The following is a 15,643-nucleotide window of genomic DNA, read 5'->3' as shown; positions in this document are numbered from 1 at the left end:
CATGGACGATGTCGTCGATAGGAAAAATCCGCCACGTAGCGAATCACCGCCCGAACATTTCTTCGGGCGTGTGCTCAGGCCGGCGGAGATGCTTCAGCACGCCAACTATTCCGTGCCGGCGGTGGTCGTCGAAGAGCTGCGTCCCTGGGTGAAGCGGTTGTGGTCGGTGACATGGGACCTGCCCGAGGGCGAGCGCTATCAGACGGCGACAGTGTCGGAACCAGGCATCAACCTCACCGTTGAGTTCGGCGATCTCTATCGGGCGAACACGAACGGTGCCGGGACGTGGCTGACGGGTCCGGTGACTACTCGTCGATTCGATGTCGGGCTCTACGGTCGTGGTGGTGTCATCGGGGTCAACTTCCACCTCGGCGGGACACTGGCGTTCGCGAATGGGTCGCCGGCACTGATCCGGGACACAACTGTGCGGGCCGGTGACTGGTTTCCGGGAATTGATGAACAACTGGGCGTTGACGAGCAGCTGGATGTCGACCAGGTGCGTGAAGCTGATCTGGCCTCCTCAGCTGAGGTGCTTCAGGCGTGGCTGCTGTCTCTGCACCCGAGGATGACCGAGGGATATACCCGGTTCCGACGCGTGCTGGAACTCCTCGACGATCCGAGCGTCATCAGCCTCGGCGAACTGTCATCGCATTGTGCAATGAGTGAACGGTCGCTGCAGCGGATGTTTCACGAATACTGCGGTGTCGGTGTCAAGAAGATCCTCACCCGTGCCCGCGTCAGAGATGCTGTAGCGGCAATCGATCAGGGGTGGGATCGGTCGTTTGTCGAGCTTGCTGCTTTGTTCGGTTGGTTCGACCAGTCGCACTTCACAGCGGATTTCCACCGCGTGACCGGATGCACACCAACCGAGTATCTCGGCTCCCGGATGACGAGCGCCTAGGAGTGCGGCGGCGACGAGAGCAGGACGCAGGAGAGGAGCGGCGTCAGAGGTCGCAGCACGCTCAATCAGCGTCAGAGGTCGCGACACGTTTGGCGATGCCGAATCCGGTGTATCCGAGGATGATGGCAAAGGCGAAGCCGACGTAGCAGAACACTGCCCACGGGGCGTAGTCGAGGACGGAGACGCCCAGTACGCCGGCCATGTAGACGCCTGCCGAGGACCAGGGAACGAGTGGAACGACGACCGTGCCGGAGTCTTCGAGTGTGCGTGAGAGGTTCTTGGCATCCAGGCCCCGATCAGCGTAGGCCTTCTTGAACAGTTCGCCCGGGACGATGATCGACAGGTAGGAATTGCCGGTCACGATGGCCATCGTGATGCATGAGAGCACCGTGGAGAGGACGAGGTCACCTGTGCGCTTCACGAACGTCAGCAGGGACCGGATGATGGTCTCGAGAGCACCGGACTTGGACATGATGCCGGCGAAGGCGAAAGCGCTGAATGCGATGAGGATGACACCGGTCATCGATGCCATTCCGCCCTGGGTCACCAACTCGACGACCTGCGGGTCCAGATTCTTCAGGGTCGAGGGCCCGACTTCGAGCATGTCCGGGGTGAACCCGTCGACGGTGGAGGCGAAGATCGATTCGATGTTGACCTTCTGGAAGATTGCGGCGAGGATGCCGGCAACCAGTGAGGAACCGATGATCGTGGGAAGAGTGGGCAGTTTGAGAATCGCTCCGCCGAGGACGATGAGCATCGGCAGGAGCAGGAGGACGTTGAAGGAGAAGAGACTGTCCAAGGTTCCGGTGACGGCACTGATCTGATCCGAATCGGTCCCGCCGGACTGCTGGTTGATGCCGACGATCAGGTACAGCGCCAGGGCCACGACTGTGGCCGGGATCGTAGTGTAGAGCATGTGCCGAATGTGCTCCCACAAGGTGGTGCCGGCAGCGATCGGAGCCAGGTTGGTCGTATCCGAGAGCGGCGAGAGTTTGTCACCGAAGTACGCACCGGCGACGATCGCTCCGGCGGTGGCCGCCAGCGGTGCGTCCAAGCCCGCGGCGATTCCCATGAGGGCGACGCCCACTGTTCCTGCCGATCCCCACGAGGTGCCGGTGATGACCGAGACGATCGCGGAGATGACGAAGGCGATGAGCACGATGAACTGTGCGCTGATGAGTCCCAAGCCGTAGTAGATCATCATCGGAATGGTGCCGGCGATCATCCAGGTGCCGATGAGAATGCCGATGGAGATGAGCACGAGCAGCGCCGGCATTGCAGTGTCGAGTTTCTCCCTGATGCCAAGGAGCATCTCCTCCCAGCTCAGTCCCATCCGCAGAGCCACCAGGCCGGCGATGATGGCGGAGAGGATCAGCAGCGGTTCGGGTGCGAGCCCGAGAACGCCGTAGCCCACAGCCAGCAGCGCGAGCATCGCCGCCAGGGGCACCAGTGACCAGCCCAGGGACGGGCGCTTCTCCTCGACATCATCGGGCAGAGCCGTCGTGTCGTGCTCATGGCTCATTCGAAGGTTCCTCGGATCTGTGGTGTGCCGTCGCGGACGACCTCTCGTCCCCGGGCAAAGGCAAGCTGGATGGTGTGGTCATCATCGGTCAGCAGGATGTCGGCATCCGCTCCGACACGCAGGCGTCCCTTGTGGCTGAGGCCGAGCGCATCGGCCGTATTGGACGTGACGAGAGATATGGCCGCAGACAGGTCGACACCAGGGAGGTCGGCACACGCCCACACCTGCTCATACAGGGTCGTCTGCTTGGCGACGTCCATGCCGATGAGCCGTCCATCGGGGTCGAACTCCGGCAGGCTGCCGTTGGCATCGGAGGAGAGAGTGAGACGGCCAAGTTCACCGCCGAGGTCGATGTAGCGTGTCAGCGACCTGGTCGTTGTCGACGAGGCCGTCATATCGACTGTGGCGCCTTTGGCGGCCAGATCAACGGCGTCGGCCAGCAGCTCGGGGGACCGGGTGATGTGGGTGGCGTAGATGGCCTGCGGCGCGATCGGATATTCGTCGAGGAGACGATGCAGCGGGGCCAGCCGGGTCTCGTAGGGGCCGACGTGGAAGTGGGTGATTCCGGCCTTGCCGGACAGCAGTCCACCGACATGAGACTGACTGACGAGCTCGGCCAGAGCCTCGATTGTGGGTTGGAACGAACGCCGGTCCGAGATCGCAACCTCTCCGACGCCGATGACCTTGTCGATGAGGACGACATCATCGACGACAGCACCGGTCAGGGTCCGTGCCGGGACCTGGTAGCTGCCCGTATAGATGTAGGTGGAGATGCCCTCGGCTTCGAGCCCTCTGGCCTTGGCGAGGAGATCGGCGTGGCTGCGGGTCACACCGTCGGTTCCCAGACAGCCGATGACGGTGGTGACTCCGGCGCCCACGATGTCGCTGACCACGATCTCGGGGGTGCGGTTGGCGTAGCCGCCTTCGCCTCCGCCGCCAGCGATGTGGACATGAGGATCGATGAAGCCTGGAGTGGCTGTGAGTCCCTGTGCATCGATGACGGTGGCGTGGGGAAGACCGTCGAGGGCCTCGGCGGGGAGGTCACCGATGAAGGTGATCTGCCGTCCCTCGATGAGGACGTCCTGCTTACCGAGTCGTTCCGGGGCACAGATGTCGGCGCCGCGCAGCAATGTGACCATGGTTCGTCTTCTCCTCGGGGTCTTTCCTCGCAATGGCTATCCGGGAATGATTCCTTTGCCGTCGACCTTTGGGATGGCAGCGAGCAACTTCTGCGTATAGGGATGCTGAGGGTCATTCCAGATCTGTTCTGTCGAACCGACCTCGACAATCCTACCTGCCTCCATGACAGCCACACGGTCCGCGATGTCACGCACGACCGAGAGGTCGTGGCTGATGAAGATCATCGACGCGCCCGAGTCAATGGCCAGATCTCTCATCATCCGCGCGATCCTGGCCTGGAGAAACGCATCCAGAGAGGCGATCGGCTCATCGCCGACGAGCACCTTAGGGCCAGCCGCCAGCGCACGCGCGATGGCGATGCGCTGCCGTTGCCCGCCCGAGAAGGAATGCGAGAACCTCTCCGCAGCATCGACGGGCAGATCGACGGCTTCGAGGAGGGACTCCACGCTCCAGTTCTGTTCCGGGTCGAGAGCAAGGGCGTCGGTGAGCTGATCCCGGATGCGTCTGCGCGGGTTCAATGATGCGTAGGGATTCTGGAAGACCATCTGGACTCCCCGCAGGTTTTTGGGCCGGCGGGCAAGGCCGAGGGGTTTCACCGGCTGGGATTCGAAGGTGATGGAGCCACCCGCGGTCTTCTCGAGTCCGCAGATGAGTTTGGCCAGCGTGGACTTGCCGCAACCGGATTCGCCCACGAGGCCCAGGACTTCCGAATGCCGCAGCTGCAGGGAGACGTCGCTGACGGCACGGAACCGGCCGCCGCCATTGAGCTTGTACTCACACGACACATTGTTGAGTTCAAGCAGCGGCGTCTGGGACGTACGAGGAGCACCCTCGGTCGTTGTCGTCGTTGTCATCAGCGTGAGACCTCTGCTCCTGGCAGCGATTCGATGAGTGAGCGGGTGTACTCGTGTTGGGGTGCTGTGATCACAGGTTCGCGATCACCGGTTTCGACGACCAGTCCGTTCTGCATCACGACGATCGTGTCGGCTACCGAGGACAGGACCCCGAAGTCGTGAGTGACTAGGAGGACGGCCAAGTTGAGGTCATCGCAGAGTTCACGCAGCAGCCGCAGGATTCCCACCTGCACGGTGACATCGAGGGCGGTGGTCGGTTCATCGGCGATGAGCACGTTCGGGTCGCAGATGATCGCCGAGGCGAAGGCGATGCGTTGGAGCTGACCGCCGGAGAATTGGTGGGGATACTTCCCGATCGCCTCCTCAGGGTGCGGCACGCGGGTACGTTCGAGGATATGGACCGCGCGTTCCAGGGCTTCCTTCTTCGAGACCTTCTTATGATGGCGAAGGTGATCGGTGATCTGATCGCCGACGGTGAGCATGGGATGGAACGCGGAGGAGGGATCCTGGAACACCATCGACAGCTGCACCCCGCGCAGCCGGTTGTGGACCTTGGCAGGCATACCCACCAACTCGGTGCCGTCGAAGTCGATGCTGCCGCTCAGCTGGGCGCCGGCGGGGGAGAGGCCCATGATCGCCAGTCCCGTCTGGGTTTTGCCCGAGCCGGAGGCACCGGCGACTCCGGTGATCTTTCCTGCCTCCAGATCGAAGGAGACGTTGCGGAGGATGTGCTTCTCGTCCTTGCCCGTCGTCACCGACAGGCTGAGGTCTCTGATGCTGATCATGCTCATGAGGTGGTCTCTCCGACTTCCTGTGCCGTATGCGGGTCAAGTGCATCGCGCAGACTGTCACCGATGAAATTGAAGGCCATGACGATGGTGAGGATGCACAGTCCGGGGAAGAACGCGATCCACCATGAGGCGAACTGCGAGACTCCTTCGCTGATCATGGCTCCCCAGTCCGGAGTCGGTGGGACGACGCCCAGAGACAGGAACGAGAGTCCGGCCATCGTGAGAATCGCCGAACCCACATCGAGGGTGGCGAGAACCACGACCGGGGAGAGCACATTCGGCGCTATCTCGCGGATGAGGGACTTCCCGGCGCTGAAGCCGAGCAGTCTGCCGGCGACGACGTATTCGCTGTTGCGTGCTGACATCACCAGAGACCTGGTGACACGGGCATAGGAGGGCCAAGAGACAAGGAGAATTGCGATGATGGCGTTCTTCAGACCCGGTCCCAGCGCTGCTGCGATGACCATGGCGAGGATGATGGTCGGAAACGCGAAGACGAGATCGGCTATGCGCATGATGACCTCGTCCACTGCGCGTCCGAAATAGCCGGCGATCGCACCGAGAACTGATCCGAGCAGTGATGAGCAGATGACGACGAAGACCGCCGCGGGCAGGGTGGTGCGTGCGGACACGACGAGTCTGGAGAGCACGTCTCGGCCCAGGGTGTCGGTGCCCAGCAGGTTCCCGCTTCCAGGAGCGTTGAGCCTGGGGAAATCCTGGGCCAGCGGATTGAACGGGGCGATGAGAGGGGCGAAGATCGCCACGATCAGCCAGAGGGCAAGGATGACGGCGCCGACGAAGCCCAGGGGCGTGCGCAGTGCCTTCGGGAATCTCAGCTTCCACCGTTTGACACCGAGGTCGACGGGATTGCGATCGAGCACCTCGGCGCCGGTGTCATGGGTGTTCGTCGGTGGCTGTTTGGGAGTCCCGATGCTCATCGCACCCTCACTCTCGGATCCACGAAGCCGTAGATCAGGTCGACGATGAAATTGACGATGATGTAGACGATGCCGATGACGAGGCCCACGCCCATGATGACCGGGAGATCGAGTGTCGTAGCACCGCGGAATGCATATTGACCCAGACCATTCCAAGCGAAGACGGTCTCCGTGAGCACCGCACCGGAGAGCAGTGAGCCGAAGGCCAGGCCGACCACCGTGATGATGGGGACGAGGGCGCCGCGGAAGATGTATTTGAAAATGACGGTGCGCGCAGACAGGCCTTTGGCCTTAGCCGCTGTGACGTAGTCGAGCCTGATGATGTCGAGGACACTGGAGCGGCTGAACCGTGTGAGCAGGCCGATCGTGAACAGTGCCAGGACACATGAGGGCAGGATCAGATGCCCGAAGGCGTTGACGAACGTCGACATCTGGCCGGCCAGGAGGGAATCGAGGGTGTAGAGGCCGGTGACCCGAGGAGGTGGTGTAATCCAAGGGTCGAGGCGCCCGGCACCGGGAACCACACGGAGTTTGAAGAAGAAGACGTAGTAGCCGACGGCTGCGATCCAGAAGGTCGGGGCGGAGATGCCGATGAGGCTCAGCGTACGGATGGCGTGATCGAGGAACCGGTTTTGATTGAGCGCGCTGGCCAGACCCAGCAGCAGGCCGATGATCACCGAGATGAGGATGGCTCCGATGCCCAGTTCGATCGAGGCAGGGAAGACCTGCCCGATCGACTGGAGGACTGGTGTTCGGGTTTGGTTCGAGACACCCATATCACCGTGAAGCAGATTGCTCAGATATGTGAAGTACTGCACGATCAGGGGTTGATCGAGGCCGAGGCGCTCGCGGGTAGCCGCGACGATAGCGGGATCCGCGGCCGCCCGGTCGCCGAGGATGGCGGCGACCGGGTCGGTGGGAACCAGGTTCGTCAGCAGGAACGTCACGACGGTGACACCCCAGATGAGAATCAGGCTGATCCCAATCCGAATGAGGATGTAGCGCAGCAGCGGAGGCAGCAGCGGGGGTTTGATGCGCTGCGCTTCGTCGGAGCTCGGCGGGTGTGCGGTGGAGCTATCGGCAGTGCTGACCGACATTCTTACTCGGCTTTCGCGAAGTCGAATGAGATGTCGGCATTGGAGACGTACTTGTTGATGCTCGATCCCACTGCCACGGTGTTGACGGGCTGGACCAGAGGAATCCAGACACCCGTGTCCGTGGTCGCCTTGTACAGCTTGGCATAGGCGGCGTCACGGTCGCTGTCTGTGGCCTTCTCTGCCTCCGCGGCGAGTTTCTTCAGCTTCGGATCGGAGTCCCAGTTGACGCGATCGGCGACACTGCCGCCGGGGATGAAGACGTTGTAGTTCGTGGGATCCGGGTAGTCGGCACCCCAGGTGCCGATGCCCATGGGCTGTTTGGCCGAGCGGAATCCGTCGAGCTGTGTCGAGCTCGGTGCCGGTTTCAGCGCGAGATTGATGCCGGCCTCCTTCAGCTGAGCCTGCAGAGTCTCTGCCAGCTGAGCCAGATCGACTCCGTTGACTGCTTGGTCACTCGAGTAGTGGAAGGGAATCTTCTCACCCTTGTAGCCGGCCTTCTTCAGCAGCTTCTTCGTCTTGGCAAGGTCCTTCTCTGGCGCCTGATCCTTCGGGACGGCACCGATGAACTCGTTGGGGACGAGGCTGGCCATGCGCTGAGATCCCTCCCCGGCGAGGTCGGTGAGTTTGTCGTAGTCGATGGCGGACATCACGGCCTTGCGGAAGTTCGGGTCGGCGGCCGGTCCGCCGAGCTTCTCATCGGTGTTGTTGAAGATGTAGAGGCTGCGTGTCGATGGCAGGCTCGCGATCTCACCCATGGAGTCATCGATCTGCTTCGCCTGGTCGGCATTGAGGTCATAGGCGACCTGCGCCTGACCGGACTGAATATCGGTCAGCTGGGTCTCTGCAGAGACGTTGCGCAGCACGACGCGCTTGAACTTCGGCTTCGGGCCGTTGTAATGCTCGTTCGCCGTCAGCACCACCTGGCTGTCGGCATCATATTTGTCGACCTTGTACGGCCCCGAGCCCTGCGAGTTCTCGTTGAGGAATGCCTCGGCACCGTCCTTCTCATCGGTCGTGCCTTCATTCTCCTTGACAACTTTCGAATTCACGATGCCGATCGAGGCATTGGGCAGAATGTAGGGGAGCGCAGGATTGGGCTTTTTGCTGGTCAGCTCGACGGTCTCATCGTCGACTTTCTTGATGGTGACGCCGTCGAGGAAGAACGAGGGATTGCCCTTGATGCCCTTAAGCCGTTCGAAGGAGAAGACGACGTCATCCATGGTGACAGGGTCGCCGTTGGAGAACTTCGCGTCCTTCTCCTTGAGCTTCAGCGTCATCTTCTTGTTGTCGTCGGACATCTCGAAGGAGCACAGGCCATCGGTCGGCTTGGTGAGATCGCCGTCTTTGAACTCCAGCGCCGTCTGATAGATCGCGGTGTCGATCGTGGAACCGGTGAACTCGAACTGTCGGTGGGGATCGATCGTCTTGAGGTTGAAGGCGGTTTCGGCGACGATCGTGTCGCCGGCCTCGCCTCCTCCTTTGTCGCCTCCGCTGCATGCTGCGAGACCGAAGGTGAGAGCCAGGGCGGAACCGATCGCGAGCGCTCGGCGGGGGAGACGGACCTTCATGTGAGCTTCCTTACGTTAGGTGTTGTAGCTCACACTAAATCCCCATCGGCCTCCGTTCAATCTGCCATGCCACAACGCTGAGTGTTCTATGCTGTGGCATTCCACCAATGTCTCACCAGGTGGGAGCCTTAACCTGCGGTTTCAGCCGGGCGGAGGTGCCGAGCCCGAGTGCAGCGTCGGTGGCGGCGGAACTGCGCGCTACAGCCTCGGTGTCCCAGTCTGTTCTGTCGATGTCGGGGATCGCCTGGCTCATGATGTCCTTCCATCCGCGATGCCACCGGGTGGGGAAAGCCGAGCGCAGCAGATTGAGCATGATCGGCACGGCGGTCGAGGCTCCAGGAGAGGCGCCGAGGAGTCCCGCGATCGAACCGTCGGCACCGACGACGAGTTCCGTGCCCTGCTGCAGAACGCCGATGTGCTTGGCATCCGGTTTCACCAGCTGTGCTCGCTGCCCGGCGGGAACGAGCTGCCATTCGTTGAATCGTGCCTTCGGATAGTAGCGACGCAGCTGTGCGAACTTCTTCTTCGGACCGGCGGCGAGCTCCGTGACGAGGAATTTCACGAGGTCGAGGTTCTGCAGGCCCGCGGCGGCGATGACGTGGAGATTATCCAGGCGCAGCGTGGTGAAGAAGTCACTGAGCTTGCCGTGTTTGAGCAGCTTGGTGCTGAACGTCGCATAGGGGCCGAACAGCAGATGCTCCTTGCCGTCGATGATGCGTTTGTCGAGATGGGGCACGGACATCGGGGGAGCGCCGACATCGGCCTGACCGTAGACCTTCGCCTCATGGTGCCGGACTGCAGCGGGAGTGGAGCTGCGGTAGAACGAAGCGCCGACCGGCAGCACGGCATAGCCCCGCACCTCCGGGATGTGACTCTTCTGCAGGAGATGCAGGGCGAATCCGCCGGCGCCGACGAAGACGGTTCCTGCGCGAAGTGAAAATCGGCCATGGTGTGATTTGCCTGTGATCTCCCATCCCTCGGCGGTGCTGGACAGCCCGGTGACCTCATGGCCGACAAGGATCTTATTGGCCGAATCGTCGGTGACGATCGACATCAGTGCCTTCGTCAGTGCTCCGAAGTCGACGTCGGTGCCACGCGGATCGCGTGATGCGGCGATGGGTTCGCCGTCGCGGACTCGCCCGTCCATGGTCAGCGGCGCCCACTTCGCGATCTGCTCAGGGTCAGCGGTGAATTCCATGGTCGAAAACAGCGGATTCTCCCGCAGCGTTTCGACTCGATGACGCAGATAGGCGACATCCTCGGCTCCGAAGACGAGGTTCATATGGGTCGTGGAATGGATGAAGTCGTCTGCGGCGATGAGGCCCTGCTGAGCCAGGTATGACCACCACTGGCGGCTGAGGTGGAACTGCTCGGCGATCGCGGCCGGCTTCGCGCCGTTCGAAGGGTCTGCCATGTAGTTGAGTTCGCAGAGCCCGGAGTGTCCGGTTCCGGCATTGTTCCAGGGGTCGCTGCTCTCGCCAGCGATGGTGTCGGCCTTCTCAAGGACGACGACGCGCAGCTCGGGGTCGAGCACAGTGAGCATTGAGCCCAGGGTGGCCGACATGACGCCGCCTCCGATGAGTACGACATCTGCGTTGGGGAGGGTGTGGGGTGCAGCAGTATTTCGCTTCATGCTCTCACCATGCGCCGCAGCGAATCATCCGTCCAATGCGGAATAGTATCGATATAATCCGAATATGGATGGATGGGTGGCGGGCCAGATCCCGCAGCTGAGCGCTCTGGTGGAACTTGTCGACCAGGAGGGGCATATGACTGAGGCTGCTACGGCACTCGGCATTCCCCAGTCGACGATGAGTCGGCGGATTCACGGTCTTGAGGACCATCTCGGCGTGCCCCTCATCGTCCCCGATGGAAGGGCGATCAGCCTGACTGGGGCCGCCAGGGCGCTCGCAGATTCGATTAGGGGGCCGATGCGAGAGATCGGAATCGCGATCGCGGACCTCGCCGAGGCTGCCGATCCAGATCATGGAACGATTCGGTTCGGGTTTCCGCTCACGATGGGTGCGGGCCAGATCCCCGACCTTCTGGCCGCCTTCAGCTCGCGACACCCAGGAATCCGACTCGATCTCAAGCAGGCACATGGTGCTGAGCTTGTCCGGGATCTGCAGAAGGGGGCACTCGACCTGGCGATCATCATCCCGACACCGTTCCAGATGCCGCATGAGGTCATCGCTTCTCAAGAGATAGTGGCCGCAGTACCTGCTAATCATCGGCTTGCGGGCAGGCGAAGTGTCACCGTGGCGCAGCTGGCGAACGAGGAATTCATTGCCAATCCAGCGACCTACAATCTGCGCAGCCTCACCGACCAGTGGTGCGCGGATGCCGGGTTCGGGCCACAGGTGAAGACCGAAGTCACGGAGTTCTCAACGATCCGCGAATTCGTCAGCCGGGGAATGGGTGTCGCGCTGATCCCGCGCAATGTGCGCCACATGGAGGGAATCGCCGAGGTTGTCCTGCGTGGCGGTGACTATGTCCGTGAGGTCTCTGTGTGTTCGGCTGTCCGTCATCCCAGTCGCGTCGTTGGCCGCCTGCGCGACTTCATCCACGAGCGAGCCCAGCAGTGGGAGGCGATGCCGTAACCTCGGCGGCAGCCTGACCAGCGGTGAGGAGCACTCCTTCTCAGGCCCGCGAGCGCGCCAATAGGTACACGAAGTACGGAGCGCCGATGAGTGCGACGATGAGTCCGGCAGGAATCTGCGCGGGAGCAATGACCGTCCGTCCCAAAGCGTCCGCCACGACCAGTCCGAGCGCACCCAGGAGCATCGCGGTCGGAACGACGCGGGCATGCCGGCTGCCGACGAGGGCACGGGCCGCATGCGGAGCGACAAGTCCGATGAATCCGACGACGCCGACGGCGGAGACGCTGACAGCGGCCAGCACCGCCGCAGTGACGAGCACGCCCAGGCGCACGGGTTCACGCGGAACCCCGACCAACCTCGGCGTATCGTCGTCAAGTGCCAGCAAGTCCAGCTCCCTGGTCCACACGAAGGCCAAGGGAATCGCTGCGAGGAGAACGAGGGCCACAGGCGCGACATCCGCCCAGGCCCGGCCATAGGTGGAACCGGAGAGCCAGGTGAAGAGCGTTGGAGTGTCCCAGGGATTCGCGCGGACGAGGAACAAGGTGGTCAGGGCGGTGAAGCCGAACCACATGCCGATGCCGATGAGCACGAGTCGGTCGGTGTTCATCCCACCGCGCCAGGAGAGTCCGTAGATGATGGCGAAGGCCACGAGAGCACCGATGACGCCGGCGCTCGAGATGAGGACGACGGTGGCTCCGGGAATCAGAGTGATGACGATGACGGCACCGAGACCGGCGCCACCCGTGATGCCGAGCAGTCCCGGCTCCGCCAACGGATTGCGGGCGCTGGCCTGGACGAACGTCCCCGACAGCCCCAGGGCGGCACCAGCAGCCAGAGCAGCAGCTACACGCGGTGCGCGGGAGTCGAGCGCAAAGGAGATGACCGGTGCCGCCCGGTCCTGGAGCCACAGCGCGACGTCGCCGAGGAGGTAGAACCGTTCACCGGTCAGCAGCGCGAGGACGGCGACGGCGATGAGCACGACGACCCCGGTGGCGATGATGACGACTGCGCGACGAATGCCGAACACCCGCGATCGGGCGGCCGAGGTCGCTTGAGCAGGTCCCGAGGAGCGCATGGAACGAGCCAGGACCACGAGGACGATTGCGCCGAGCACCGTAGTGGTCACCCCTGAGGGCAGGGTGATCGCCTCGGTGGCTCCGACGATGGCGCGCAGCACGGCGTCGGCGAGGATGACGATGATCGCGCCGATGAGCGCCGTGGCCGGAATCATCACCGCATGCTTGCCGAGCACTGGAACGAGGCGCGTGAGCAGCCTGGCGATGACCGGGGCGCAGAGCCCGACGAACCCGATCGGCCCGGCCAGGGTCACTGCCGTGGCGGTGAGGATGACGGCGAGCAATATCCCGATCGCACGAGTCGAGCGGATCGGCACGCCGAGAACCGAGGCGGCATCATCACCGAGACTGAGCAGATCGAGGCGGCGTGAGAGCAGTATGGCGGCGGCGGTGATGACGGCGATGACAGGGATGCTGCGGATCGCGGCCGTCCCATCGAGCTGATTGAGGGTACCCGATCCCCAGGAGTAGAGGCTCGTCGTCTCCTCCTGGAAGAGGATGAGCAGCGTCGAGGTGCCGGCTTGCAGGGCCAATGCGGTCGCAGTGCCTGCGAGCACCAGGCGAGTAGTCGAGGACGCTGCGCCTCCGGCGAGGCCGAGAACGAGGGCGGCAGCGAGCAGGCCACCGACGAAGGCGACACCACCGGAGGCCCACATCGGAATCGAGATCCCGAATGCCGTGACCACGGTGACGGCGAAGTACGAGCCTCCGGTGACGGCGAGGGTGTCCGGTGAGGCCAGCGGGTTGCGTGCCAGTGACTGGAACAGTGCACCTGCCACGCCGAGGGCGACGCCCACGAGTATTCCGGCACCCACGCGCGGCAGCCGTGACCCGATGAGGATGTCACGGGCACTCGGTCCCACCTCGGCGGGGGAGTCCGAGGCCCCTGTCAGCGCAGCGAACAGATCCCGGAATCCGATCCCCGAGGTGCCCTGAGTGATGTGCCAAGCCGAGATCAGGGCAAGGACGACAGCCAGTCCGAGCAGGACGCCGCCGGCGGAAAGTGCGCCGATGGCTCCGAACCTCCGTGCCGGAGCGTCGGGCGTCGACATCGCCGAGGTGTTCGCAGGCATTTTCGTGGGTGTGTGAGCGGACATGGACTACTTGGTCAGCGCCTCGACGTAGGCGTCGAGAGCCTGTTCAGAGGACTTGGGCCCGCCGAAGGTCCAGATGCCGGAGGGGAATGGGTAGGTGCGCTTGTCCTTGACAGCAGGAATGTTCGACCAGATGTCGTTCTTCTTCAGCAGCTCGACATAGTCCTCTGATTCCGGGTCGTCGGTACCGGTGTAGAAGAAGTTCGCGTCACCGACCTTCGAGATGCCCTCGATATCGGTCTGCCCCAGGCCATAGGCCGGGTCGACCTCACCGGTCCATACGTTCTTCAGTCCCAGTTCCTCACCCAGCTCACCGAACAGGGAACCCTGACCAAAGGGGCGCAGGGCGACATTGGAGCCGTTGACCCAGCCGTCGAAGTAGACGAAGTCCTTTGTGGGCAGGTCAGCGTCGGCGAGTTCTTTCTTCGACTCCTCGACCTTGGCATCGAAGTCGGACAGGACAGTCTTCGCGCGCTCGCCACGGCCGGTCACCTCGGCGAGGGTGGAGAAGGTGTCCTTCATGTAGCCGATGGGATCCTTGCCGTTCGCTCCGGTCATCGCCATGACGGGGATGCCCTGGTCCTCGAGCTGACCGACGATCTTGTCATCGCGAGAGGTCGTCTCGATGATGACGAGATCGGGGTTCGCCGAGAGGATCGACTCCACATTGGGTTCCTGCCGGGTACCGACATCGGTGACGCCCTCAGGCAGCTTCTCCGCAGTGTCCCAGGTGGTGAAGCCCTTCGCATCGGCCACGGCAGCCGGGTCGATGCACAGTGAAACCAGATCCTCGGTGTACTGCCACTCGAGTGAGACGACCTTCGCGGCAGGTTTGTCGAGATCGATCTGGTGGCCAGTGTCGTCCTTGACGGAGACAGGGTCCGCCGAGGTGGTGCTTGAGTCGTCGGCACACGCTTCGGATGTCGATGTGGATGAGCCATCATCGGCCGAAACATCGGTGGAGGTCGTGCCGCAGGCCGACAGTGTGAGGGCGCAGACAGCCGAGACGGACGCGAGGACGAATACGGGCTTGCGCAGATGTGTCTGAGGCGAAATTTTCACGGAGGTGTCTCTTTCTTGAGAGGTGAAACGGCGGTATTTCAGTGAAGAAGTCAGGAAGCTGCGTCGAGGGTCCGACGACGCCGACGTGGCAGCGCCTCAATCCGGACCATTCCGGTGTCCTCATCGAGGCGGGTGGTGATCGGAAGACCATAGACTTCGGTGAGCACATTGGCGGTGAACACGTCCTCGCAAGTGCCGGCGGACCTGACCCGGCCCTGGCTGAGCAGGACGATGTCATCGGCGACGGCAGCGGCATGGTTGAGATCGTGGAGGACGACGCCGACGGCGGTCCCGTGATCATCGGCCAGGTCGCGCATGAGGTCCAGGATCTCCGCCTGGTAGCGCAGATCCAGGTGGTTGGTGGGCTCGTCGAGGAGCAGGACGCCGGTCTCCTGGGCCAGGCAGGTGGCCAGCCACACCCGTTGGAGCTCGCCTCCGGAGAGCTGATCGACGGAACGATCGGCCATCGAATCGGTGCCGGTCAGTTCCAGGGCCTGATCGATGGCGGCCCGGTCGTTGGTGGTGAGTGAGGCGAACCGGCGGCGGTGCGGGTGGCGGCCATAGGCCACGATCTCGCGCACGCTCAGCCCCGATGGATGGGGGCGCGATTGGGAGAGCAGGGTGACCGTGCGAGCGAATTCGCGGACCGACAGTGCAGCCGCCGGCGTGGTCGATCCTGCCGAGGAGATGGTGACCTCGCCCGAGCTGATGGGATGCAGGCGGGCCAGGGACCGCAGCACCGTCGATTTCCCGCTTCCGTTGGGGCCGATGAGTGCTGTGACTTTCCCAGGGGCGATCGAGACGGATACGTCATGGACGACCGACGCATGGTTGTAGCCCAGGTGCAGGCCCGAAGCCTGCAGCTGGGCTCGGTTCAAGGTCTCTGTGCGGTTCACATGCATAGCCTAACCTAAGTAAGGGTGGGGTGGGTTGAAATTCGAGCCTGCGAGCGAGGGTCGACCGCGTCATGCGGCAAATTTGCTGGGTGCACTCCCGGTGA

The 15,643-nt window shown here is 62.9% G+C and carries 13 protein-coding genes; 2 read left to right on the top strand and 11 right to left on the bottom strand.

Features of this window, described 5'->3' with window-relative positions:
- The first annotated feature begins 1 nt into the window (after position 1).
- Positions 2–901 (top strand): helix-turn-helix transcriptional regulator, encoded by a 900-nt coding sequence (locus tag INT40_RS03290; protein WP_101569636.1) that lies wholly within the window; start codon positions 2–4, stop codon positions 899–901.
- A 61-nt stretch (positions 902–962) separates the two neighbouring features.
- On the opposite strand, the gene nhaC is transcribed toward INT40_RS03290, so the two are convergent.
- The 8 genes from nhaC to INT40_RS03250 all read right to left on the bottom strand — a co-directional run bounded on the left by nhaC (position 963) and on the right by INT40_RS03250 (position 10,444).
- Positions 963–2,423: a Na+/H+ antiporter NhaC gene (nhaC, locus tag INT40_RS03285; RefSeq protein WP_101569637.1), complete on the bottom strand. Its 1,461-nt coding sequence runs from the start codon at positions 2,421–2,423 to the stop codon at positions 963–965.
- Positions 2,420–3,562, bottom strand: coding sequence for a beta-aspartyl-peptidase (gene iadA / locus INT40_RS03280; RefSeq protein WP_101569638.1), 1,143 nt, complete (start codon positions 3,560–3,562; stop codon positions 2,420–2,422). Before iadA ends, nhaC begins: the two co-directional genes overlap by 4 nt.
- A gap of 36 nt (positions 3,563–3,598) precedes the next feature.
- The gene (locus INT40_RS03275; protein ID WP_101569639.1) at positions 3,599–4,417 is read right to left on the bottom strand and encodes an ABC transporter ATP-binding protein; all 819 of its coding nucleotides are present in this window, start codon (positions 4,415–4,417) and stop codon (positions 3,599–3,601) included.
- Entirely contained in the window at positions 4,417–5,208 is a 792-nt protein-coding gene (locus INT40_RS03270; RefSeq protein ID WP_193095499.1) for an ABC transporter ATP-binding protein, read from the bottom strand. The genes INT40_RS03275 and INT40_RS03270 overlap by 1 nt, the downstream gene beginning before the upstream one ends.
- On the bottom strand, positions 5,205–6,146 hold the full coding sequence (locus INT40_RS03265) for an ABC transporter permease (RefSeq protein WP_193072488.1): 942 nt from the start codon (positions 6,144–6,146) through the stop codon (positions 5,205–5,207). The genes INT40_RS03270 and INT40_RS03265 overlap by 4 nt, the downstream gene beginning before the upstream one ends.
- On the bottom strand, positions 6,143–7,243 hold the full coding sequence (locus INT40_RS03260) for an ABC transporter permease (protein WP_101569642.1): 1,101 nt from the start codon (positions 7,241–7,243) through the stop codon (positions 6,143–6,145). The genes INT40_RS03265 and INT40_RS03260 overlap by 4 nt, the downstream gene beginning before the upstream one ends.
- 2 nt (positions 7,244–7,245) lie before the next feature.
- On the bottom strand, positions 7,246–8,811 hold the full coding sequence (locus INT40_RS03255) for an ABC transporter substrate-binding protein (protein WP_101569643.1): 1,566 nt from the start codon (positions 8,809–8,811) through the stop codon (positions 7,246–7,248).
- Between the two features lie 112 nt (positions 8,812–8,923).
- Entirely contained in the window at positions 8,924–10,444 is a 1,521-nt protein-coding gene (locus INT40_RS03250; RefSeq protein WP_101569644.1) for a malate:quinone oxidoreductase, read from the bottom strand.
- 64 nt (positions 10,445–10,508) lie between these two features.
- On the opposite strand from INT40_RS03250, the gene INT40_RS03245 reads away from it, so the two are divergent.
- On the top strand, positions 10,509–11,411 hold the full coding sequence (locus INT40_RS03245; protein ID WP_101569645.1) for a LysR family transcriptional regulator: 903 nt from the start codon (positions 10,509–10,511) through the stop codon (positions 11,409–11,411).
- 40 nt (positions 11,412–11,451) lie between these two features.
- Here the strand turns inward: INT40_RS03245 and INT40_RS03240 are convergent, their stop codons facing one another.
- The 3 genes from INT40_RS03240 to INT40_RS03230 are packed head-to-tail and all read right to left on the bottom strand — an operon-like array spanning position 11,452 to position 15,539.
- Complete coding sequence (locus INT40_RS03240) at positions 11,452–13,560, bottom strand: iron ABC transporter permease (RefSeq protein WP_226830701.1); 2,109 nt, start codon at positions 13,558–13,560, stop codon at positions 11,452–11,454.
- 27 nt (positions 13,561–13,587) lie between these two features.
- Positions 13,588–14,643, bottom strand: coding sequence for an iron-siderophore ABC transporter substrate-binding protein (locus INT40_RS03235; protein ID WP_319020929.1), 1,056 nt, complete (start codon positions 14,641–14,643; stop codon positions 13,588–13,590).
- Between the two features lie 50 nt (positions 14,644–14,693).
- Positions 14,694–15,539, bottom strand: a complete 846-nt coding sequence (locus INT40_RS03230) for an ABC transporter ATP-binding protein (RefSeq protein ID WP_257929974.1) — start codon at positions 15,537–15,539, stop codon at positions 14,694–14,696.
- Between the last annotated feature and the right edge of the window lie 104 nt (positions 15,540–15,643).

The sequence above is a fragment of the Brevibacterium sp. FME17 genome (assembly GCF_014897515.1).
GTDB lineage: Bacteria > Actinomycetota > Actinomycetes > Actinomycetales > Brevibacteriaceae > Brevibacterium.
The sequence above is the reverse complement of the archived record's forward strand: the minus strand, read 5'-3'. Positions and strand labels throughout refer to the sequence as shown.